Origin of the sequence: Streptomyces sp. CHD11 (assembly GCF_018638295.1) — a bacterium.
Classification (GTDB): Bacteria; Actinomycetota; Actinomycetes; order Streptomycetales; family Streptomycetaceae; genus Streptomyces.
This window is the reverse complement of the sequence record NZ_JABTTS010000004.1, coordinates 109,775-129,451: the sequence shown is the minus strand read 5'-3', so window position 1 is coordinate 129,451 and position 19,677 is coordinate 109,775. Positions and strand designations below refer to the sequence as shown.

General features: G+C 71.8%; 18 protein-coding genes. 8 read left to right on the top strand and 10 right to left on the bottom strand.

Annotation, left to right across the window (positions count from 1 at the left end; all coding sequences use genetic code 11):
- Nucleotides 1–55: 55 nt before the first annotated feature.
- From HTV45_RS06150 to HTV45_RS06125, 6 genes are all read right to left on the bottom strand, one after another.
- On the bottom strand, nt 56–1,072 hold the full coding sequence (locus HTV45_RS06150; RefSeq protein WP_215204581.1) for a polysaccharide deacetylase family protein: 1,017 nt from the start codon (nt 1,070–1,072) through the stop codon (nt 56–58).
- Nucleotides 1,073–1,097: 25 nt separating this feature from the next.
- The gene (locus tag HTV45_RS06145; RefSeq protein ID WP_215204580.1) at nt 1,098–2,105 is read right to left on the bottom strand and encodes a glycoside hydrolase family 11 protein; all 1,008 of its coding nucleotides are present in this window, start codon (nt 2,103–2,105) and stop codon (nt 1,098–1,100) included.
- A gap of 697 nt (nt 2,106–2,802) precedes the next feature.
- Nucleotides 2,803–3,426 carry a hypothetical protein gene (locus HTV45_RS06140; protein WP_215204579.1) on the bottom strand — a complete coding sequence of 208 codons (624 nt, stop codon included), beginning with the start codon at nt 3,424–3,426 and terminating at the stop codon, nt 2,803–2,805.
- An 85-nt stretch (nt 3,427–3,511) separates the two neighbouring features.
- Entirely contained in the window at nt 3,512–4,315 is an 804-nt protein-coding gene (locus HTV45_RS06135; RefSeq protein WP_215204578.1) for a rod shape-determining protein, read from the bottom strand.
- Nucleotides 4,312–4,680, bottom strand: a complete 369-nt coding sequence (locus HTV45_RS06130; RefSeq protein WP_215204577.1) for a TraR/DksA C4-type zinc finger protein — start codon at nt 4,678–4,680, stop codon at nt 4,312–4,314. Before HTV45_RS06130 ends, HTV45_RS06135 begins: the two co-directional genes overlap by 4 nt.
- 54 nt (nt 4,681–4,734) lie before the next feature.
- The gene (locus tag HTV45_RS06125; protein ID WP_215204576.1) at nt 4,735–5,058 is read right to left on the bottom strand and encodes a TraR/DksA C4-type zinc finger protein; all 324 of its coding nucleotides are present in this window, start codon (nt 5,056–5,058) and stop codon (nt 4,735–4,737) included.
- Nucleotides 5,059–5,330: 272 nt separating this feature from the next.
- Here HTV45_RS06125 and HTV45_RS06120 point away from each other — a divergent pair, with 272 nt between their 5' ends.
- From HTV45_RS06120 to secD, 4 genes are read left to right on the top strand one after another with little or no spacing between them, the layout of a single operon-like run.
- Nucleotides 5,331–6,326, top strand: a complete 996-nt coding sequence (locus HTV45_RS06120) for a sensor histidine kinase (protein WP_215204575.1) — start codon at nt 5,331–5,333, stop codon at nt 6,324–6,326.
- The gene (locus HTV45_RS06115; protein ID WP_215204574.1) at nt 6,323–7,006 is read left to right on the top strand and encodes a response regulator transcription factor; all 684 of its coding nucleotides are present in this window, start codon (nt 6,323–6,325) and stop codon (nt 7,004–7,006) included. The genes HTV45_RS06120 and HTV45_RS06115 overlap by 4 nt, the downstream gene beginning before the upstream one ends.
- Nucleotides 7,003–7,425 (top strand): hypothetical protein, encoded by a 423-nt coding sequence (locus HTV45_RS06110; protein ID WP_215204573.1) that lies wholly within the window; start codon nt 7,003–7,005, stop codon nt 7,423–7,425. The genes HTV45_RS06115 and HTV45_RS06110 overlap by 4 nt, the downstream gene beginning before the upstream one ends.
- Nucleotides 7,426–7,470: 45 nt before the next feature.
- A complete protein-coding gene (gene secD, locus HTV45_RS06105; protein ID WP_215204572.1) occupies nt 7,471–9,807 on the top strand; it encodes a protein translocase subunit SecD in 2,337 nt (778 codons plus the stop codon).
- Between the two features lie 173 nt (nt 9,808–9,980).
- Here the strand turns inward: secD and HTV45_RS06100 are convergent, their stop codons facing one another.
- Nucleotides 9,981–11,885 carry an ABC transporter ATP-binding protein gene (locus tag HTV45_RS06100; protein ID WP_215204670.1) on the bottom strand — a complete coding sequence of 635 codons (1,905 nt, stop codon included), beginning with the start codon at nt 11,883–11,885 and terminating at the stop codon, nt 9,981–9,983.
- A gap of 102 nt (nt 11,886–11,987) precedes the next feature.
- Between HTV45_RS06100 and HTV45_RS06095 the strand changes: the two genes are divergently transcribed.
- The 3 genes from HTV45_RS06095 to HTV45_RS06085 all read left to right on the top strand — a co-directional run bounded on the left by HTV45_RS06095 (nt 11,988) and on the right by HTV45_RS06085 (nt 16,908).
- Entirely contained in the window at nt 11,988–12,965 is a 978-nt protein-coding gene (locus tag HTV45_RS06095) for a lysylphosphatidylglycerol synthase domain-containing protein (protein ID WP_215204571.1), read from the top strand.
- Nucleotides 12,966–13,418: 453 nt separating this feature from the next.
- Entirely contained in the window at nt 13,419–14,516 is a 1,098-nt protein-coding gene (locus HTV45_RS06090) for a mechanosensitive ion channel family protein (protein WP_215204570.1), read from the top strand.
- Between the two features lie 172 nt (nt 14,517–14,688).
- Entirely contained in the window at nt 14,689–16,908 is a 2,220-nt protein-coding gene (locus tag HTV45_RS06085) for an NADP-dependent isocitrate dehydrogenase (protein WP_215204569.1), read from the top strand.
- 79 nt (nt 16,909–16,987) lie between these two features.
- On the opposite strand, the gene HTV45_RS06080 is transcribed toward HTV45_RS06085, so the two are convergent.
- Nucleotides 16,988–17,329 carry a DUF5713 family protein gene (locus tag HTV45_RS06080; RefSeq protein ID WP_215204669.1) on the bottom strand — a complete coding sequence of 114 codons (342 nt, stop codon included), beginning with the start codon at nt 17,327–17,329 and terminating at the stop codon, nt 16,988–16,990.
- Nucleotides 17,330–17,416: 87 nt separating this feature from the next.
- On the opposite strand from HTV45_RS06080, the gene HTV45_RS06075 reads away from it, so the two are divergent.
- Nucleotides 17,417–18,214, top strand: a complete 798-nt coding sequence (locus tag HTV45_RS06075) for an N-formylglutamate amidohydrolase (protein ID WP_215204568.1) — start codon at nt 17,417–17,419, stop codon at nt 18,212–18,214.
- A 373-nt stretch (nt 18,215–18,587) separates the two neighbouring features.
- Here the strand turns inward: HTV45_RS06075 and HTV45_RS06070 are convergent, their stop codons facing one another.
- Together HTV45_RS06070 and HTV45_RS06065 are read right to left on the bottom strand one after the other, a co-directional pair.
- Entirely contained in the window at nt 18,588–19,073 is a 486-nt protein-coding gene (locus HTV45_RS06070; protein ID WP_215204668.1) for a hypothetical protein, read from the bottom strand.
- Nucleotides 19,074–19,087: 14 nt separating this feature from the next.
- A complete protein-coding gene (locus HTV45_RS06065) occupies nt 19,088–19,663 on the bottom strand; it encodes an RNA polymerase sigma factor (protein WP_215204567.1) in 576 nt (191 codons plus the stop codon).
- Nucleotides 19,664–19,677: the final 14 nt, after the last annotated feature.

The following is a 19,677-nucleotide window of genomic DNA, read 5'->3' as shown; positions in this document are numbered from 1 at the left end:
CGTGCGGCGAGCCGCGGCGCGGTGTGCGCTGCGGCTCGCCCCTCGGTCCGGGGGTTCAGCCCGTGCTGCACGAGACCGTCGGCCAGTTCCAGTTGCCGTTGGTCCGAATCGTCACCCCCCAGTTGTTGCCGCTGCCGTTGGACCTGGCGACGAGTGTCCGGCTGCTGGGGTAGGACGTGCTGACGTTCCAGGTCGCCGAGACCTTCGCCGGTGACGGTACGTTCATGGTCACGGTCCAGTTGTCCGCACCGCTGACCGAGACGTCGAGGTTGTAGCGGTCGCCCCAGCGGCTGCCCGCCGACAGGGTCGCGGTGCACGAGGTTCCGCCGCCACCGTCACCGCCACCGTCGTCGCCTCCCCCGCCGCCGGAGCCGTCGGGGGCCACCGCGCGTCCGGTCGCCGGGGAGATCATGCCCGCGCACAGGCCCCGGGAGGCGAGGTTCTGGGCGATGCGCGGGATCGCGGCGATGGTGTTGGCGGGCCAGTCGTGCATCAGGATGACCTGGCCGTCGGTCAGCCGGGAGGCCGCCTGCACGATGGCGTCGGTGCTCGCGTTGTTCCAGTCCTGCGAGTCGACGTCCCAGATGACCTCGGTCAGACCGTACTTGGCCTCGACGGCACGCAGGGTCGAGTTGGTCTCGCCGTACGGCGGGCGGAACAGCTTCGGTGTGCCGCCGCCGGCGTTCGCGATCGCCTGCTGGGTGCGGGCGATCTCCGAGTCCATCTGTGACTGGCTCAACTGGGTCATGTGGGGGTGGGTGTAACTGTGGTTGGCGACCCACATGCCGGCGTCGACCTGCGCCCTGACCAGGGAGGGGTTGGCGGCGGCGTACTGGCCCTGGTTGAACATCGTGGCCCGCAGCCCGTTCTGCCGGAGCGCGTTGAGCAGGTTCGTGGTGGATCCGGTCGACGGACCGTCGTCGAAGGTGAGTCCGACGTAGCCGTTGCAGGCGGCCGCGTGTGCCTCGGGTGCGTGGGCGGTCGAGGTCACGGTTCCTGCCACGGTCAGGGCGGCGACGGCCAGGCCCGGGAGCAGATACCGGGTGACCGGCTGCCGTATTCCGGTGCTCATGTGTGGGGTCCTCCTCGTACGAAGGTCAGCCGGCGCTGCAGGAGACCGACGGCCAGGTCCAGTTGCCGTTGGTCTGGATCGTGGTGCCCCAGTTGTTGCCGTTGCCGTTGGACCTGGCGACGAGCGTCTGGCTGTCGGGGTAGGACGCGCTGACGTTCCAGGTCGCCGAGACCTTCGCCGGTGACGGCACCCGCATCGTGACGGTCCAGTTGCTGGAGCCGCTCACCGAGACGTTGAGGTTGTAGCGGTCACCGAACCTCTCGCCGGCCGACAGGGTCGCGTTGCAACCACCGTTGCCGCCGCCGCCACCGCCGCCACCACCGCCACCGCCACCGCCTGAGCCTTCGCTCACCGTGATGTTGGAGTTGCCGCTGCTCTGGTAGCCCTCGGTGGCCATGATCATGTAGTTGTGGTTGCCCAGGTTCATCCCCTTGCTCGCCCAGGCGTCGAAGTGGTTGCCGCTGGTGATGGTGCCGCCCGTACGCTTGGACTGCCGGACGCTCCAGTACTGGTCGAAGGTCCTGGTGCCCTCGATGGAGGGGGCGTTGTGCCGCGTCGTCCTGTAGATGTCGTACGTGCCGCCGTCGCTGTTCACGGTGCCCTTGTAGTCACCGGTGGGCCGGTAGGTGCCCCAGTTGTCGACGATGTAGTACTCGACGAGCGGGCCGGTGGTCCAGCCGTAGAGCGTCAGGTACGCGTTTCCGGACGGGTTGAAGGAACCGGAGTAGTTGACGGTCTTGCGGCCGCCGGTGCTCCAGCCCTTGCCCGCGACGAAGTTGCCGGTGTTGCTCCACCGGGTGCTGTAGTTGCCGCCGGATCCCAGGTCCATGGAGACGGTTCCCTGGGCGTCGGTCCAGAAGGAGTACCACCAGCCGTTGTTGGTGCCGGTCTGGTTCGTGGTGACGGCGGCGGTGGCGGTGGTCGCGGTCATCAGCAGAGCGGTGACGGCGGCCAGCACGACGGTCCAGACGCTCCGGACGCCGAGCAGCAGGCGGCCGCGTCTGCGGCCCTTCGGGTGGGTGGACACATTCATGGGGTGCGCCTCCTGTGACGGCTCGAGAGGGAGGTCGATTGCCGGACAGTGTTGGTCTGTGCGCGTCAACCGTCAATGGTTTCGGTGCATGTTTCGAAATCTTCGCTTGATCAGTGACTGGCGATGATTCACATCCATGCAGCTCAAGGCGAATGTTGAACCGGTCAATCTTTGCGTCCGCAGCATTGGGGTCCGAACAGCGCCGAAGACTGACGTGCAGCAATCGAAAGTTTCGATGACCCCGGGACGGACACACGGCTCGACGGGCCGGGGCAGCCGGAACGCCGGCGTCTCCGGGCGGGCTGGCGGGAACGGCGCTGAATCACGGCCAGTTGACGTGAAAGCGAAAGCCTCGGCGAAGGGGCCGGATCGCTCTCCCGGGGACGTGGCGAAAAACGTCTCCCCGGTCCGGCGTCCGGGAATTCCGGGAGTGCTCGCCCCTGTATGTCGGGTTCCCGGGGCACCGGGGTTCCCGCTGGCCGGAGACGTGCGGCGGGCCTCGCGGTGGCCGGAGCGGTCGACATGCGCGGCCCCGTCCGGGACGGGGCCGCGCGGGAGGAAAACGCCTATCGAGATTGCCCGGAAATCCCCCGGAGAATGACTTCTCGCGGACCGGACGGCGGCTTTCACGCCGCCGGGGCGGTCCTCGTCCCGCGTCGGCCCGAGGTGCTCGGGGGCGAGCCCCGCCGGCGCCGTCTCATGTGGGGGTCGTCCAGCGCGGGGCCGTCTCCGCCCAGGCCGTGTCCCAGTGGGCCAGGTCGCGGCGGCGCAGCACGAGGCCGGTCAGTGCGTGGGCGGCGGCGCCGGTGAGGGCGACGCCGATGGCGGTGAGGAGGGCCCAGCCCATGGTCCGGCTGCGGATCTCCCCGGAGGTGAGCGGCCGTTCCGTCGCCTCGCCGTCGGCGGTGATCCAGATGCGGACGGTGTTGTCGGCGGTCAGCCCCGGCCGGACCTCCGCCCGGGTGGTGCGGGTGCGGCCCTCCCGGGTGACGACACGGACCTCGACCGGATAGCGGGTCTGCTTCTCCTCGTCCGAGCCGGGCTCCGGGTGACGGGGCGCGTCCTCGGTGAGCGTCGCGTTCGTCTCGTAACGGGTCTGGAGCTGGTGGCGGGCGGTGTCCTCGTAATGGCTGCGTGCGGCGTCGCCGACGAGGACGGCGGCCACGGGTGCCACGGCCAGGACGGCGATCAGCACGCCGAGGCCCATCCACGTCCGGAGCCGGTCGGTGCGGCGGCGCAGGGGATTGCGTTGCCTGCGCCACAGCACGGGGCGTGGAGGGGGGCCGGGGGCCGGCTGTGCCGGGGGGATCTCGCCCGCCACGTCGTCTCTCCTCTCGTGCGTGAGCCGCCGGCTCGTGCAGGAGTCCGCGGACCGTGCGTGAGCATTCGGCAGCCGGGGGGGTGGGTCAGAGGGTTCCGTCGGCGGAGGGGTGGTGGTGCGCCGAGGCAAGGAGTCCGGCGGCGCCCCGGACGGCGGCCGTGTGCGGGGACGACACCGGCTGGACCGCGCTGCCGAGGCTGTCGGGCAGCTCCCGGGTGACGTCGGGGCGCAGCGCGCCGCCGCCCGCCAGCAGTACGCCCCTGCGCAGCGCGGTGCGGGTGAGCCCGGTGCGGTCCTGCCGCAGCATCGCCGTCACCATGCCGGTCACCGCCTCGGTGATCAGCCCCGGTGCCGTCCCGTCGGAGAGGTCGCCGGTGCCCAGCGCGGTGCGTCGGGCGTCGGTCACCGCGCCGTCGGCGAGCAGCACCACCTCGGTGAGATGGGCGCCGATGTCCACGACCAGCAGGGGGCGCACATGGTCGGCGCCCGCCGCCAGCGCCACCGCCCGCGCGCCGGGGACCGTCAGTACGGCGCGCGGGCGGAGGACCTCCACGGCCGTGCGGGCCGCGGTCCGGAAGGCGATCCCGTCCAGGACGGGCGCCGTGACGACGACCAGCGGGCGGCCGATCCTGGGCAGCCGGTGCCCGAGCAGCCGGTCCAGCATCCGGGCCGTGCCGGCGGTGTCGACGATCGTGCCGCGCTGGATGGGGTAGACCGCACCGGTGCCCGGGAAGGTCACGGTGGGCACGTCCAGGACCATGCCCCGCCCCGCGATCCACGCGCGGGTGCGGGCACTGCCCAGGTCGAGAGCGATCCCTGAGCAGCGCCGGCACAGCGGCCAGTGCCGGTGACGCACGGAGGCCGGCCGGGGGTGCCGGATCGTGGTCACCGGCCGGCCTCCCTCACCTGCTGGCAGCGCCCGCAGTAGCGGGCCTGGGGGACGATCAGCAGGCGGTGGCGTTCGACCGGGCGGCGGCACAGATGACACGTGCCGTAGTCCCCGGATTCCATCCGGGCGAGCGCCGCCTCGACGTCGGCGAGCACCATGCGCGCGGAGGCGGCGAGTTTGACGCCCACCTCGATCTGAGCGGCGTCCGCCCGTCGGCGACGGTCGTCGGCGCGGGTCGTGGAGGCGAACTGCCGCAGCTGTTCCTCCCGGAACAGCCGCTGCTCGTGCAGGTTCTCACGCAGCGCGGCGAGGTCCTCGGGTGTGAGGGCCGTGCCGGGCTCGTCGATGGTCTGGTGGGTCACCACTGCACCCCTCGGGCAGAGCGGGAGAGAATCCGGGACGGGAACGGATGGACGAGGTCAGGCGCGGCTCTGGCAGGCGACGCAGTAGCGGGTGTGCGGGAGGATCTCCAGCCGCTCGGGCGGGACGGACTTCGAGCAGCCCAGGCAGGTGCCGTAGGTGCCGTCCTCCACCCGGGCGAAGGCCTCGTCGATCTCGGTCAGGACGCGCTTGATGGCGTCCTTCTGGTTCGACATCAGGTGGTCACCGGGGTTCTGCCCGGTTTCGTCGAGCGCCTTGAGCTGTGCGAGCCGCGTTGTCCGGGCGTGTTCGAGGCGTTGACGGACCTCGTCCGCAGCCGGGTGGACGGTGCGCGGTTCGGTGCGGGGCAGGTCGAGCGACACGGAGGGCCCTCCTCAAGACGTACGGGTGATGTCCTCACCCTCGCCCTGTTCCGGCCGGGTGCCCATCGGGCGCGGTACCCATCTGTGCCGGGTCCGAGGACCCACCCCGGGCGGCATGGGTCCGGCGGGCAGGCGGAAATGGGGCGCGGGGCCCATCGACCCGGGCGGCTTTGACCGTGCACGCTGGCCGCTGTCCGCCCGGGACAAGGGGGCCGCCGACGCGGGAGCGCGCGCGGTGACCGACAGTAGAGGCAGACGAGAAAGAGGAAGGCGTGACCTCCGTGTCCCTGTACTGGCGGATCTTCGGGCTCAACGCGGTGGTTCTGGGCAGTGCCACCGCGCTGCTTCTGTGGGCTCCGGTGACCGTGTCCGTCCCGGTGCTGCTCACCGAGGCGGTGATCCTGGTGGGCGGACTCGCCGTGATGCTCGTGGCCAACGCGGCCCTGCTGCGCATCGGGCTGGCCCCACTGGACCGGGTGACCCGGCGGATGACCACCGTCGATCTGCTGCGCCCCGGTCAGCGGCTCCCCGTGCGCGGCGGCGGCGAGGTGGCCGAGCTGGTCAGCGCCTTCAACGCGATGCTGGAGCGGCTGGAGGGGGAGCGCGTCGCGAGCAGTGCCCGCGCCATCCTGGCCCAGGAGGCCGAGCGCCGCCGTATCGCCCAGGAGCTGCACGACGAGGTCGGGCAGAGCATGACCGCCGTACTGCTGGCCCTGAAGCGGGCCGCGGACGAGGCGGCCGAGCCGCTGCGCGGTGAGCTCCAGCAGGCTCAGGAGATCACCCGCGAGAGCCTCGACGAGGTCCGCCGGCTGGTACGCCGGCTGCGTCCGGGCGTACTGGACGACCTCGGCCTGGTGAGTGCGGTGACGTCCCTGGCCACCGAGTTCGCCACGCACACCGGGCTGCACGTCCGGCGTCGCTTCGACGCCGATCTGCCCGTCCTCGACCACGAGGCCGAGTTGGTGATCTACCGTGTGGCGCAGGAGAGTCTGACCAACGCCGCCCGGCATGCGGAGGCACGGAGTGTGGAGGTGAGCCTGCGCGGAGGTGACGGACATGTCGTTCTCGAGGTGGCCGACGACGGCCGCGGCATCGGTGCCGCCCAGGAGGGTGCCGGTCTGCGCGGAATGCGTGAGCGGGCCCTGCTGATCGGCGCCATGCTGGACATCTCGAGTCCGGACAGGACCTCCACGGCCCCCCATGCCTCCGCCAAAGGAAACGGGACGCGTGTACGGCTCTCCGTGCCCGCCGTCAGGAAGCAGTCATGACCCATCAGGAAACCCCCGCCGACCGGGTGCAGCCGAAGATCCGGATCCTGCTCGCCGACGACCACGCGCTGGTACGGCGCGGGGTCCGGCTCATTCTCGACCGGGAACCGGATCTGAAGGTGGTGGCCGAGGCCGGTGACGGTGCGGAGGCGATCGCCATGGCCCGGACCCACGACGTCGACCTGGCGGTCCTGGACATCGCCATGCCGCGGCTGACAGGGCTGCAGGCCGCGCGTGAGCTGACCGCGCTGAAGCCGGAGCTGCGCATCCTGATGCTGACGATGCACGACAACGAGCAGTACCTGTTCCAGGCGCTGAAGGCGGGCGCCGGCGGCTATGTGCTGAAGTCCGTCGCCGACCGCGATCTGGTCGCCGCCTGCCGGGCCGCGATGCGGGACGAGCCGTTCCTGTACCCGGGGGCGGTGACCGCCCTGATCCGCAACTACCTCGACCGGGTGCGGCACGGGGAGGAGTCGCCCGAGCAGTTGCTGACGCCCCGCGAGGAGGAGGTGCTGAAGCTCGTCGCCGAGGGACACTCCTCGAAGGAGATCGCCGAACTGCTCTTCATCAGCGTCAAGACGGTGCAGCGGCACCGCGAGAACCTGCTGCACAAGCTGGGGCTGCGGGACCGTCTCGAACTGACCCGATACGCCATTCGCGCGGGGCTCGTCGAGCCTTGATCAACGACCCGCGGGGACGCCTCCCCCGCTCTCCGTTCCGCGCGGCAGCGGCGGCCTTCGCGGCCTTCGCGGCCGTACTGCTGGCCCTGGGGGTCGCCGGCGGCGCCGAGTTCGTCCCCCGCGCCGGATCCCCCGCGTCCGCTCCCCCGCCCTCCCCCGTCTCGTCGTCGCACTCCTCCGACACCCGTCCGTACAGCGACGACGCCTACGTCTGTGCCCGCACACTGCTCACCCGGCTGGAGCGGGACGCCGGTGAGCGGACGGTGTACGCCGGGCATCTGCTCTTCACCGCGGCGCACACACCGCCGATGCCGCCCCGTCCGGCCCGTCCCGCGCCGGCGGCCGGACACGCGCCGCCCGCCGCCGCGCACATGCCGTCGGACCTGGGGCGGGCACCGCCCATGGCCTCCAGTACCTGACCTGTCCTCTTCCCCCTATTTTCCGTGTGCCTGCTGGAGGCATCTGTGAAACGTCCCGCCCGCGTCAGGGCGTTGTTCGCGCTCGTCGTGATCGCCGCATCCGTGTTCATCGCTGTCACCGTTCCGATCCGTCTGGGTCTGGATCTGCGGGGCGGCACCCAGATCGTGCTGGAGACCCGTTCCACCGAAACCGTGGAGGCCGACGCGGAGGCCACCAACCGCACCCTGGAGGTGCTGCGCGGCCGCGTCGACGCGCTCGGCGTGGCCGAACCGAGCATCGTCCGCTCCGGGGAGAACCGGATCATCGTCGAGCTGCCCGGCCTGCAGGACCCGCGACAGGCCGCGGACGTCCTGGGCCGTACCGCGCAGCTCTCCGTCCACCCCGTGCTCGGTGTCGCCACCGCGGCGGACAAGCCGCAGGAGAAGGGCGAGGAGGTACTGGCGGACGAGTCCGGCGAGCGGCTCCGGCTGGGTCCCGCCGCGCTCAGCGGCCAGGACGTCGAGGACGCCGAGGCGCTCATCGACCAGCAGACCGGCGCGGGCTGGCACGTCACCGTGGACTTCCGGGACGACAAGGGCTGGGCCGAACTGACCGGCGAGGCCGCCTGTCACCCCGCGGGTGACCCGCAGCGCCGGGTCGCGATCGTCCTGGACGACAAGATCATCTCTTCGCCCCAGGTCGACCCGTCCGTCTCCTGCGGTGCCGGCATCACCGGCGGATCCACCCAGATCACCGGTTCCTTCACCAGCGACGAGGCCAAGGAGCTGGCCCTGCTGGTCAAGGGCGGCGCCCTGCCGGTGCCGGTCGAGACGGTCGAGCAGCGGACCGTCGGTCCGACGCTGGGCGCGGAGGCCATCAGGGCGAGCGCGTGGGCCGCGGTCGTCGGTACCGCTCTCACCGCGCTGTTCATCATCGTCATCTACCGGCTCATGGGCGTTCTGGCCACGCTGGCGCTGCTCTGCTACGGCCTGATCTCCTACGCCGGTCTGGCGGCCCTCGGCGCGACGCTGACCCTGCCCGGTCTGGCCGGTTTCGTGCTGGCGATCGGTATGGCGGTGGACGCCAACGTGCTGGTCTTCGAACGGGCCCGGGAGGAATACGGCAAGCGCAACAGGCCGAGCAGCCGCTCGGCCCTGACCGCCGGGTTCAAGGGCGCGTTCAGTGCCATCGCGGACTCCAACGTCACCACACTGATCGCGGCCGTACTGCTGTTCCTGCTCGCGTCCGGTCCGGTGAAGGGCTTCGGTGTCACGCTGGGCATCGGTGTCATCGCGTCCATCATCAGCGCCCTGGTGATCACCCGGGTGCTGACGGAGTTCGCCGTGGCGCGTAAATGGGTGCACCGGCGGCCGGGGTTCACCGGTCTGGCCTCGATCGGCCGGGTGCGTACGTACCTCACCCGCCGCAACCCGCAGCTGATGCGGCATCCGCGCCGCTGGCTCGCGGTCTCCGCGGTCGTGCTGGCCGTCACCGCCGCGGGCATCGTGGTGCGCGGACTGAACTTCGGTGTGGAGTTCACCGGTGGCCGCCTGATCGAGTACTCCACCAGCACCACCGTCGACCCGGACCGGGCCCGGGAGGCACTGGCCGACGCCGGCTTCCCGCAGGCCGTCGTGCAGTCCTCCGGGGACGACAACCTGACGGTGCGCACCGAGGAGCTGACCAACGAGGAGGCGGTCGAGGTCGCCGACGCCATCGCCGAGGTCGGCGGCGGAGCGGAGAAGATCCGCGACGAGCTGATCGGACCGAGCCTCGGTGACGAGCTGCGGCGCAACGCGCTGATCGCGCTCGGTCTGGCCCTCGCCGCGCAGCTGACGTACCTGGCCTTCCGGTTCCGCTGGATGTTCGGTACCGGAGCGGTGGCCGCGCTGGCGCACGACGTGATCATCCTCACCGGTATCTTCGCCTGGCTGGGCAAGCCGATCGACGGGGTGTTCCTGGCCGCGCTGCTCACCGTGATCGGTTACTCGGTGAACGACTCCGTGGTGGTCTTCGACCGGATCCGCGAGCTGTGGCGGAAGGACAGCAAGGCGCCCTTGTCCGAGGTCACCAACCAGGCGGTCCTGCAGACGGTGCCGCGTACGGTCAACACCGGTATCGGTGTGATCTTCATTCTGGCCGCGTTGGCCCTGCTGGGCGGCGACTCGCTCACCGACTTCGCGCTCGCCCTGCTGATCGGCATGCTCGTGGGCACGTACTCGTCGGTCCTGACCGCCTCGCCGGTCGCCATCGAGCTCGACGCGTTCGCCGGAGACGGCAAGGACGGCCGGGAACGCGGCCGGGGTCGCGGCCGTGGCCGGGGCCGCGCCGGTTCCGGGCGGGCGAAGTCCGCTGCCGGGAAGGAGACGGGCCGGGCCGAGGCCGCCGGCACCGGCAAGTAGCGCACGGACACCGCCGCCGGTCCCGTTTCCGGGGCCGGCGGCGGTACGCCGTGGTGACGGCACGACCTGGGCGCCGGCCGCTCCCGGCCCGGGCCCGGGTGCCGGCCGGGGGCATCGGACCGGGGCGCGGGCGGGCGGTGGACCACGCGCGGGCAGGCGGGGACGTACGGGTGCTACACCGTCGTCGGCACGCCGGCCTGGCCATCGGGGGCGGACTCCGTGCCGCGGGCGGCGAACTGGGTGCGGTACAGCTCCGCATAGCGGCCCCCGGCCGCCAGCAGTACCTCGTGCGTGCCGCGTTCCACGATCCGGCCGGCCTCGACCACCAGGATCAGGTCGGCCGCCCGGACGGTGGACAGCCGGTGCGCGATCACCACCGCCGTCCTGCCCTCCAGCGCCTCGGTGAGCGCCTCCTGGACGGCGGCCTCGGAGGTGTTGTCCAGATGTGCGGTGGCCTCGTCGAGGATGACGACGCGCTGTCGGGCCAGCAGCAGCCGGGCGATGGTCATGCGCTGGCGTTCCCCGCCGGAGAGCCGGTAGCCGCGTTCGCCGACCACCGTGTCGAGACCGTCGGGCAGGGCCCGTACGAGGGTGTCCAGGCGGGAGCGGCGCAGGGCGTCCCACAGGTCGGGTTCGCCCGCTTCCGGCCTGGCCAGCAGCAGGTTGGCGCGGACCGTGTCGTGGAAGAGGTGACCGTCCTGGGTGACCATGCCGAGGGCGGCGCGCAGCGAGGTCGCGGTCAGGTCGCGGACATCGACGCCGCCCACGCGTACGGCGCCCGAGTCGACGTCGTACAGCCGCGGCAGCAGCCCGGCGACGGTCGACTTGCCCGCGCCGGAGGAGCCGACGAGGGCGACGGTCTGCCCGGGTTCGGCGCGGAAGGAGATGCCGTGCAGAACCTCCTCGCCGCCGCGCGGGTCGAGGGCGGCGACCTCTTCCAGGGAGGCCAGCGAGACCTTGTCGGCGGACGGGTAGCCGAAACGGACGTCGTCGAACTCCACGGCGACCGGCCCCTCGGGCACCTCGCGGGCGCCGGGCTTCTCGCGGATGAGCGGCTCGAGGTCGAGGATCTCGAAGACCCGCTCGAAGCTGACCAGGGCGGTCATCACCTCGACCCTCGCCCCGGCCAGTGAGGTGAGCGGCGCGTACAGCCGGGTCAGCAGCAGCGCGAGCGCCACCACGGCGCCCGGCTCCAGCACGCCGCTGAGGGCGAGCCGGCCGCCGAGCCCGTAGACCAGGGCCAGGGCGAGGGCCGAGACGAGGGTCAGCGCGGTGATGAACACCGTCTGTGCCGTGGCCGTACGGATGCCGATGTCACGGACCCGGCGGGCACGGACCGCGAACTCCGCCGACTCCTCCTCGGGGCGGCCGAACAGTTTCACCAGCGTGGCGCCGGGCGCCGAGAACCGCTCGGTCATCCGGGTGCCCATCTCGGCGTTCAGAGCGGCGGCCTCGCGGTGCATTCCGGCCATGCGGCGGCCCATCCGCCGGGCCGGGATCACGAACACCGGCAGCAGCACCAGCGCCAGCAGGGTGACCTGCCAGGACAGGGTGAGCATCACGGCGAGGGCGAGCACCAGGGTGACCACGTTGCCGACCACGGTCGACAGGGTGTTGCTGAAGGCCCGTTGGGCGCCGATGACGTCGTTGTTGAGACGGGAGACCAGCGCTCCCGTACGAGTGCGTGTGAAGAACGCGACGGGCATACCTTGGACATGGTCGAACACCGCTGTCCGCAGATCGAGGATGAGCTCCTCACCGAGCGCCGCCGACAGTCTCCGGCCTATCACGCCCAGGGCGGCCTCCACGATCGCGATCAGCGCGATGAGCAGGGCGAGACGGACGACCGTGGCCTCGTCACCACCGGAGACGATCGCGTTCACGACCCGTCCGGCGAGCACGGGGGTGGCGACGGCGAGCGCCGCGGTCGCCGTGCCCAGCAGCACGAACAGGCCGATCCGGCGTCGGTGCGGGCGGGCGAAGGCGGCGATGCGGCGCAGCGTCTGTCGCGTCACGGGGCCGTGCTCGTCCTCGGCGGACATGACGCCGCGCAGCTGTGTCCACGCTGTGGTCTCCATGCTCATGGGACCGAAGCTAGGACCTCGACCGTGATTGAGGTCAAGGACACGGCGGTCGCGGTCCCTCCCCTCCGGCCGTTCCCGGGCCGTCGTCGGCCGTCCATGCCGCCGCGACCCGCCGTCCGCCCGCGGACGACAGGCTCGGCCGGTGTGACGCGGACGATCCGCCGGATCCTGTGCGTGCTGCCGCTGCTGCTGGTGACGGTGGTCGCCGTGCTGCACCGGTCGGTGCTGGCCGAGGGGTTCGCCCTGCTGGCCACCGTCCGCCCGTCCTGGCTGCTGGCCGCGGCGGGGGTGACGTGTCTGACCTGGGTGGCGGCCTCTCTCACCCGGCAGGGGGCGGTCGTCGAACGGCTGCCCGCACGGCGGCTGCTGGCCACGCAGTTCGCGGCCGGCGCGGCGAACCATCTGCTGCCGACGGGTCTGGGCGCGAGCGCGGTCAATCTGCGGTTCATGATGGTGTGCGGGCTGACGCCGGCCCGCGCCTCGGCCGCTCTGGCGCTGTATCTGCTGGCGGAGTCCGCCGGCCGGGTGGGACTGCTGGCCGTCCTTCTCGTGGCGTTCCCCGGCGCGCTGCGGTTCGGTCCGCTGCTGCCCGAGGGGGTGTTCGGCACGCTGGTGCTCACGGTGGGTGCGGGGCTGCTCGTCACGGTGGGCGCGCTCGCGGCCGTACGGCGGGTGCGGGCGGTGGTGTGCTCGTTCCTGCGGACGGCGCTGGGCGAGGCACGGTCCGTACACGCCCTGCCCTCGCGGGCGCTGGCACTGTGGGGCGGTGCGCTGGCCTTCCCGGCGTTGCAGGCGACCGCGCTGGTTCTGGTGGGGACGGCGTTCGGGCTGTCGGTGTCGCCCGCCCACATGGCGGTGGCGTATCTGGCGGCGACGGTCGCGGTGGCGTTGGTACCCACTCCGGGCGGGCTGGGATCGGTGGAGGCGGCGCTGGTCGTGGCGCTGGTGGCGGCGGGCGGGGCGGTCGCGCCGGCGACGGCGGTGGTGCTGGTCTTCCGGGTCATCACGGTGTGGCTGCCGCTGCTGCCGGGGGCGTTGACGCTGGGCGCGCTGGTGCGGCTGAAGGTGATCTGACCCACGGGGCGGGTGGGGTCCCGGGTCCATGGCCCGACCCGCCGAGAGGGGTACTGCCATGCCGGTCCGCGTCGGACGCCGGGGCGCGGTCCCCACGGTCGTCCCGTCCCGCCCCGAGGTACGGGCGCGGTGGACCGGCCGGCGGCCGCCCGCTCGCGGACGCCTTCCGCGCCTCGGCGGCGAACTCCGGTAAGGGGCAGGGGTGCCGGCGGACGGTGCGGAGGGCGCCGCCCGGTCCGCCTCCGGAGCGGGACGGCACGGCTCGTTCACCGGCCTTTGAGCCCGCCGTGGTGCGAACTGCCCCTCGGGATACGGCAGGATGAGCGATCGTGCCGGCCGCAGGTCAGGACGGCCGGCGCGTACTTTCCGCTGACTTCGAGCAGGTGACCAGGTGACACGACCTCACATACCCCCGTCACGACCGTCGGACCGGGCATGCGCCGGAGGTGAGCGGTGACCCGCCCGCTCACCGTGGACGATCTGGTGTTCGCCGGTATCGCCCTCGCCGCCGGCCTGCTGGCGGCGTTTCTGTTCCGGATGCTGCTGCGCTGGCTGGGCCGGCACGCGGAGCGCACCAACTGGCGCGGGGACGACGTCCTCGTGGACGCGCTGCGGATGATCGCGCCGTGGGCGGCGGTCGCGGGCGGCATGGCCTCCGCGGCGGCGGCGCTGCCGCTGACCCGCACGGTCCAGCACAACGTCAACCAGACACTGACCCTGCTGGTGATCTTCGCCGCCACGGTGTCGGCCGCCCGGGTGGTGGCGGGGCTGGTGGAGTCGGTCACCCAGGCCCGCTCCGGCGTCGCCGGGTCGGCGACGATCTTCATGAACATCACCAGGATCCTGGTCCTGGCGATCGGCTTCCTGGTGGGCCTGCAGACGCTGGGCATCTCCATCGCCCCGCTGCTCACCGCGCTCGGTGTCGGCGGTCTCGCGGTGGCGCTGGCGCTCCAGGACACGCTCGCCAACCTGTTCGCGGGCATCCACATCCTTGCCTCCAAGACCGTGCAGCGGGGTGACTACATCCGGCTGAGCAGCGGGGAGGAGGGGTACGTCGAGGACATCAACTGGCGGCAGACGACCGTGCGCGAGCTGTCCAACAACCTCGTGGTCATCCCGAACGGCCAGCTGGCCAAGACGAACATGACCAACTTCATGCGGCCCGAGCAGCAACTGACGATCCTGGTGCAGGCCGGGGTGTCGTACGACAGTGATCTCGAGCAGGTGGAGCGGGTGACCAAGGAGGTCGTCGCCGAGGTGATGACCTCGATCACCGGTGCCGTGCCGGAGCACGATCCGGCGGTGCGCTTCCACACCTTCGGGGACTCCCGTATCGGCTTCACCGTGATTCTCGGCGTCGGCGAGTTCAGTGACCAGTACCGGATCAAGCACGAGTTCATCAAGCGTCTGCACCGCCGCTACCGCGAGGAGGGCATCCGTATCCCCTCCCCCGCGCGTACCGTGGCGCTCCAGCAGGGTGCGGTGACGTTCCCCCAGCAGCGGGACGCCGAGTCCGCTCCGGACGAGATGATCACCACCCGGCCGGTCTAGGCACTGTCGTCGAACGACAGGATCCGGGCCCGGACGGCCGGTCTCCCGCCGCCGCGGCACGACGGGGTGGCGGGAGATCGCCCGAAACACGGCGCAGGCCCCTGTCGAGTCGCGGGCGGTCACAAGATATCTTGATGTCGAGCAATGTTGCAGACGTGGAGCGGAGCACCCGGTGACTGACTCGACCATCATCTATACGCACACTGACGAGGCCCCGGCCCTGGCGACGTATTCCTTCCTGCCGGTGGTCCAGGCGTACGCCTCGCAGGCGGGTGTCACCGTGGAGACGCGTGACATCTCGCTGGCCGGGCGCATCATCGCCGTGTTCCCGGAGTACCTCACCGAGGACCAGCGCATCCCGGACGCCCTCACCGAGCTCGGTGAGCTGGCGAAGACGCCCGCGGCCAACATCATCAAGCTGCCGAACGTCTCGGCGTCGATCCCGCAGCTCAAGGCCGCGGTCGCGGAGCTCCAGAGCCAGGGCTACGCGCTGCCGGACTACCCGGACGACCCGAAGACCGACGAGGAGCGCGAGATCCGTGCCCGCTACGACAAGATCAAGGGTTCCGCCGTGAACCCGGTCCTGCGTGAGGGCAACTCCGACCGCCGTGCGCCGGCCTCGGTGAAGAACTACGCCAAGAACCACCCGCACCGCATGGGCGCCTGGAGCAGCGACTCCAGGACCGATGTCGCCACCATGGACGCGGACGACTTCCGCTCCACGGAGAAGTCGACCGTCATCGCCGCGGACGGCGCACTGCGCATCGAGCTCAAGGGCGACGACGGCAGCACCACCGTGCTCCGCGAGTCCGTACCGGTTCTCGCGGGCGAGGTCGTCGACGCCTCCGTGATGCGCGTCGGCGCGCTGCGCGAGTTCCTGACCGCGCAGGTCGCCCGTGCCAAGCAGGAGGGTGTGCTGTTCTCGGTGCACCTGAAGGCCACGATGATGAAGGTCTCCGACCCGATCGTCTTCGGCCACGTGGTGCGCGCCTTCTTCCCGAAGACCTTCGCCCGGTACGGGGACAAGCTCGCCGCGGCCGGCCTCACCCCGAACGACGGCCTGGGCGGTATCCACAAGGGTCTGGAGGCCCTGCCCGAGGGTGCCGAGATCAAGGCGTCCTTCGACGCCGAGCTCGCCGAGGGCCCGGAGCTGGCGATGGTCGACTCCGACAAGGGCATCACCAACCTGCACGTCCCCTCGGACGTCATCGTCGACGCCTCCATGCCGGCCATGATCCGCACCTCGGGTCACATGTGGGGTCCTGACGGCCAGGAGGCCGACACCCTGGCCGTCCTGCCGGACTCCAGCTACTCCGGTGTCTACCAGGCCGTGATCGACGACTGCCGCGCCAACGGCGCCTACGACCCGTCCACCATGGGCTCGGTGCCGAACGTCGGTCTGATGGCGCAGAAGGCCGAGGAGTACGGCAGCCACGACAAGACGTTCGAGATCCCCACCACGGGCACGGTCCGCCTGATCGACGGCAACGGAGACGCGCTCCTCGAGCAGGCCGTCTCCGCCGGCGACATCTTCCGCGCCTGCCAGACCAAGGACGCCCCGATCCGCGACTGGGTGAAGCTGGCCGTCACCCGCGCCCGCGCCACCGGCAGCCCGGCGGTCTTCTGGCTGGACGCCACCCGCGCCCACGACGCCAACCTGATCGCCAAGGTCGAGCAGTACCTGCCGGAGCACGACACCGAGGGCCTGGACATCCGCGTCCTGCCCCCGGTCGAGGCGACCAGGCTGTCGGTGGAGCGCATCCGCCGCGGCGAGGACACCATCTCGGTCACCGGCAACGTGCTCCGTGACTACCTCACCGACCTGTTCCCGATCCTGGAGCTGGGAACCAGCGCCAAGATGCTGTCGGTGGTCCCGCTGATGGCGGGCGGCGGCCTGTTCGAGACGGGTGCGGGCGGCTCGGCGCCGAAGCACGTGCAGCAGCTCGTCAAGGAGAACTACCTGCGCTGGGACTCCCTCGGCGAGTTCTTCGCACTGGTGCCGTCGCTGGAGCACTACGCCTCCACCACGGGCAACGCGCACGCCAAGGTGCTCGCCGACGCCCTCGACCGCGCCACGGCGACCTTCCTCAACGAGGACAAGTCCCCCACCCGCCGCGTGGGCGGCATCGACAACCGCGGCAGCCACTTCTACCTGTCGCTGTACTGGGCGCAGGAGCTGGCCGCGCAGACCGACGACGCGGACCTGGCGAAGGCCTTCGCGCCGCTCGCCGAGACGCTCGCCGCCAACGAGGCGAAGATCGTCGAGGAGCTGAACGCCGTCCAGGGCAAGCCGGCCGACATCGGCGGCTACTACCGGCCCGACCCGGCCAGGTCCGCCGCGGTCATGCGCCCGTCCACCACGTGGAACGAGGCGCTGGCGTCCCTGAGCTGACGCGAGCGGTCCCCGTACTCCGCCCCGCCCGGCGACGACCGGCCGGGGCGGAGCCGTGTCCGCTCCGGCCGGGGGCGGCTCACCAGTCGCGAGGGGCGATCAGTTCCTCGGTGTCGGCGTCGCCGAAGCCGTACGCCCTGGCGATGAACAAGAACTCCCCGCCCAGCTCGTCCCGGGCCACCGTCTCGATCTCGCTGCCTGCCGCCTCGAACTCGGCCTGGAGACCGCTGATCTCCTCCGTGGCCGCATGCGTCAGGGTGTACGGACCGGCGAGATCGGCGGGGCGGTCCGTCTCGAGACGCCCGCACAGGGTGAGCAGGACGGCCCGGCGCCGGTCGACAGCGGAAACGGGGAAGCAGTCGTCCCCGTACAGCGCGGCCAGGAAGGCGTGGGCTGTCACCTGCGCGTTGGTGAGGGGCATCTCGGTCGTCGGGTCATGGGTGATGTCAGTGCCGTATGACACCTTGATCCTTGCGTACACCACTGACAGCGCCATCGGAGCAGCCGTATGACCGACGTCCCGCAGCCCTTCGCGTTCCTTCCGGGCGACCCGGATTCCTCCGTGATCCTCCATGTGCCGCACTCCGCGCGGGAGATACCGGCCGGTGTGCGGTCCGGGATCGTGCTCGACGACGCCGGCCTGGAGCGGGAGCTGGACCACATCACCGACGCGCACACCGCGACGATCGCCGAGGCGGCGGCGGAGGCGGCGGCGGTCGCGCCGTGGCGGTTCGAGAACCGGCTCTCGCGGCTGGTCGTCGACCCCGAGCGGTTCCCGGACGAGCGGGAGGAGATGCTGGCCGTCGGCATGGGCGCGGTCTACACACGCACCACGCACCGGGAGGCGCTGCGGCCCGGGGGCTTCGACGCCGAGCCGCTGATCGGGCGGTACTTCCGTCCGTACGCACGGGCGATGACGGAAGCCGTCGCCGACCGGCTCGCGGCGACCGGGCGGGCCGTGATCATCGACGTGCACTCGTATCCGAGCGCGCCGCTCCCCTACGAACTGCACGGTGACGGGCCCCGGCCGGAGATCTGCCTGGGCACCGACTCCTTCCACACCCCGCCCGGGCTCCTCGCCGCCGCGCGTGAGGCGTTCGCGCCGTGCGGGGAGACGGGCACGGACAGCCCGTTCGCCGGGACGTATGTACCACTGGAGTTCTACGGAAAGCGGGCCGAGGTGTCCGCCCTGATGGTGGAGATCCGCCGGGACACCTACATGGCGGAACCGGGCGGCCCCGCGGGCGAGGGCCTCCCCCGCCTCGCCTCGGCACTCGCCACCCTGGTCGACGCGGCCTCCGGCTGACCCGCGCGGCAGCGCCCCAGGACCCGCTTCCCCCCGCACGCCAACGCCGCATCGGGCGCGGGACCCCGCCCGGGGGGCGGATCCACGTCACCCCGGATCGGCCTCACCCCGGGTCGGCGTACCACACGGTGGCCGGACCCCTTGTCCATCCGGCTCGGCAGCGGCCAGGCGAGGGAGTTTGCCGTCGGGCCCGCGGACGGACGGGTTCACGCTCGGCTCACGGCGGCAGCAGGATTCCGCACCGCCGCCGTCAGCGGCACGACCTCGTGGGGGCGGCCGCCGCCCGTCCGGACGGTCAGAGCACGGGGCCGGAGCCGGTGACGGGCCGGATGCGGCGTCGGCCCGTTCGTGGCTCTCCCCGCCCCCGGAAGACTCAGACCCGCATCCACTCCGTGGTGACCACCTCGTCGCCGGCGCGCAGCCGGAGGGCGAACGGGCCGGAGGGAGTGGTGTCCGCGGTGAAGCGGCCCATGTCGTCGGCGGTGAGCGCGGCGGTGGGCCGCGGGCCGCCCAGGACCTCGATACGGGCCGGCTGGGGCGGCAGCACCTGGCCCATCAGGCCCTGCCCGCTCACCTCGACGTCCAGCGTCACCTCACCGGCGCTGAACGTCAGCATGCGCGGCGGGTCCGCCGCTCCCCTGACCGGGATGGCGTCGACCAGCGAGTCGAAGGTCAGCTCGGCCACCCGGGCGTCGAGATCGTGCAGCGCGTAGGCGTCGACGGCGATCTGCAGCAGCTCGGGCGGCAGCGGGTCCAGGACGGCCGCCGCCTGCCGGAGCTCCTCCTCCAGCAGCCCGCTCCCGATGTCCCCGTCGAAGCTTCCGTCGAAGTCCGCGCCGTGTCCCGCGCCGTCGCTCATGCCGTCCCTGCCGCTCACGTCGCCCCCCGTGCCTCGAGCCGGGCCCGCAGCCGGCGCAGACAGCGCTGGCGCAGCGGCCCGATGCTGCCCACCGCGATGTCGAGCGCGGCGGACACCTCCTGATAACTGGGCGGCGGCGAGGCGATCAGCACGCGCAGCAACTGCCTGCACCGCTCGCCGAGTTCCTCGAACTCCTGCCACAGCCGCCGGACCCGCTCGCTCTGCGCGGCCGCCTCCTCCGCCTCCAGCAGGGACTGCTCGGGCGTCCCTTCCTCGCTGACGCGGTCCAGCAGCTGAGGATCGTCCGTCAGCATCAGCCGGCGCGCGTTGCGGTGCACCTTCAGGCATTCGTGCCGCGCGGTGCTGGCCAGCCAGGAGCCCGCCTTCTCCGGTTCCCGGATCCGTCCCAGATGCTGGGCGAAGCGGAACCACACGGTCTGGCAGACCTCGTGCGCGTCGGCGTCGGAGAGCCGGTGCGCGCGCACCACGGACCACACCAGCGGGCCCAGCCCTTCCACGATCGCCTTCCAGGCCGCCGCGTCGCCGTCGACCGCGGACCGGACCAACGCGCCGACTTCACTACGCTCCACGGTCCCACCCCTCG

Bases quoted from the DNA above. Each gene is read 5' to 3' on its own strand.
- HTV45_RS06150 (WP_215204581.1), bottom strand. From the start codon at position 1,072: ATGAGCACCGGAATACGGCAGCCGGTCACCCGGTATCTGCTCCCGGGC.
- HTV45_RS06145 (WP_215204580.1), bottom strand. From the start codon at position 2,105: ATGAATGTGTCCACCCACCCGAAGGGCCGCAGACGCGGCCGCCTGCTG.
- HTV45_RS06115 (WP_215204574.1), top strand. From the start codon at position 6,323: ATGACCCATCAGGAAACCCCCGCCGACCGGGTGCAGCCGAAGATCCGG.
- HTV45_RS06100 (WP_215204670.1), bottom strand. From the start codon at position 11,885: ATGGAGACCACAGCGTGGACACAGCTGCGCGGCGTCATGTCCGCCGAG.
- HTV45_RS06095 (WP_215204571.1), top strand. From the start codon at position 11,988: ATGCCGCCGCGACCCGCCGTCCGCCCGCGGACGACAGGCTCGGCCGGT.
- HTV45_RS06080 (WP_215204669.1), bottom strand. From the start codon at position 17,329: ATGCCCCTCACCAACGCGCAGGTGACAGCCCACGCCTTCCTGGCCGCG.
- HTV45_RS06075 (WP_215204568.1), top strand. From the start codon at position 17,417: ATGACCGACGTCCCGCAGCCCTTCGCGTTCCTTCCGGGCGACCCGGAT.
- HTV45_RS06070 (WP_215204668.1), bottom strand. From the start codon at position 19,073: ATGAGCGACGGCGCGGGACACGGCGCGGACTTCGACGGAAGCTTCGAC.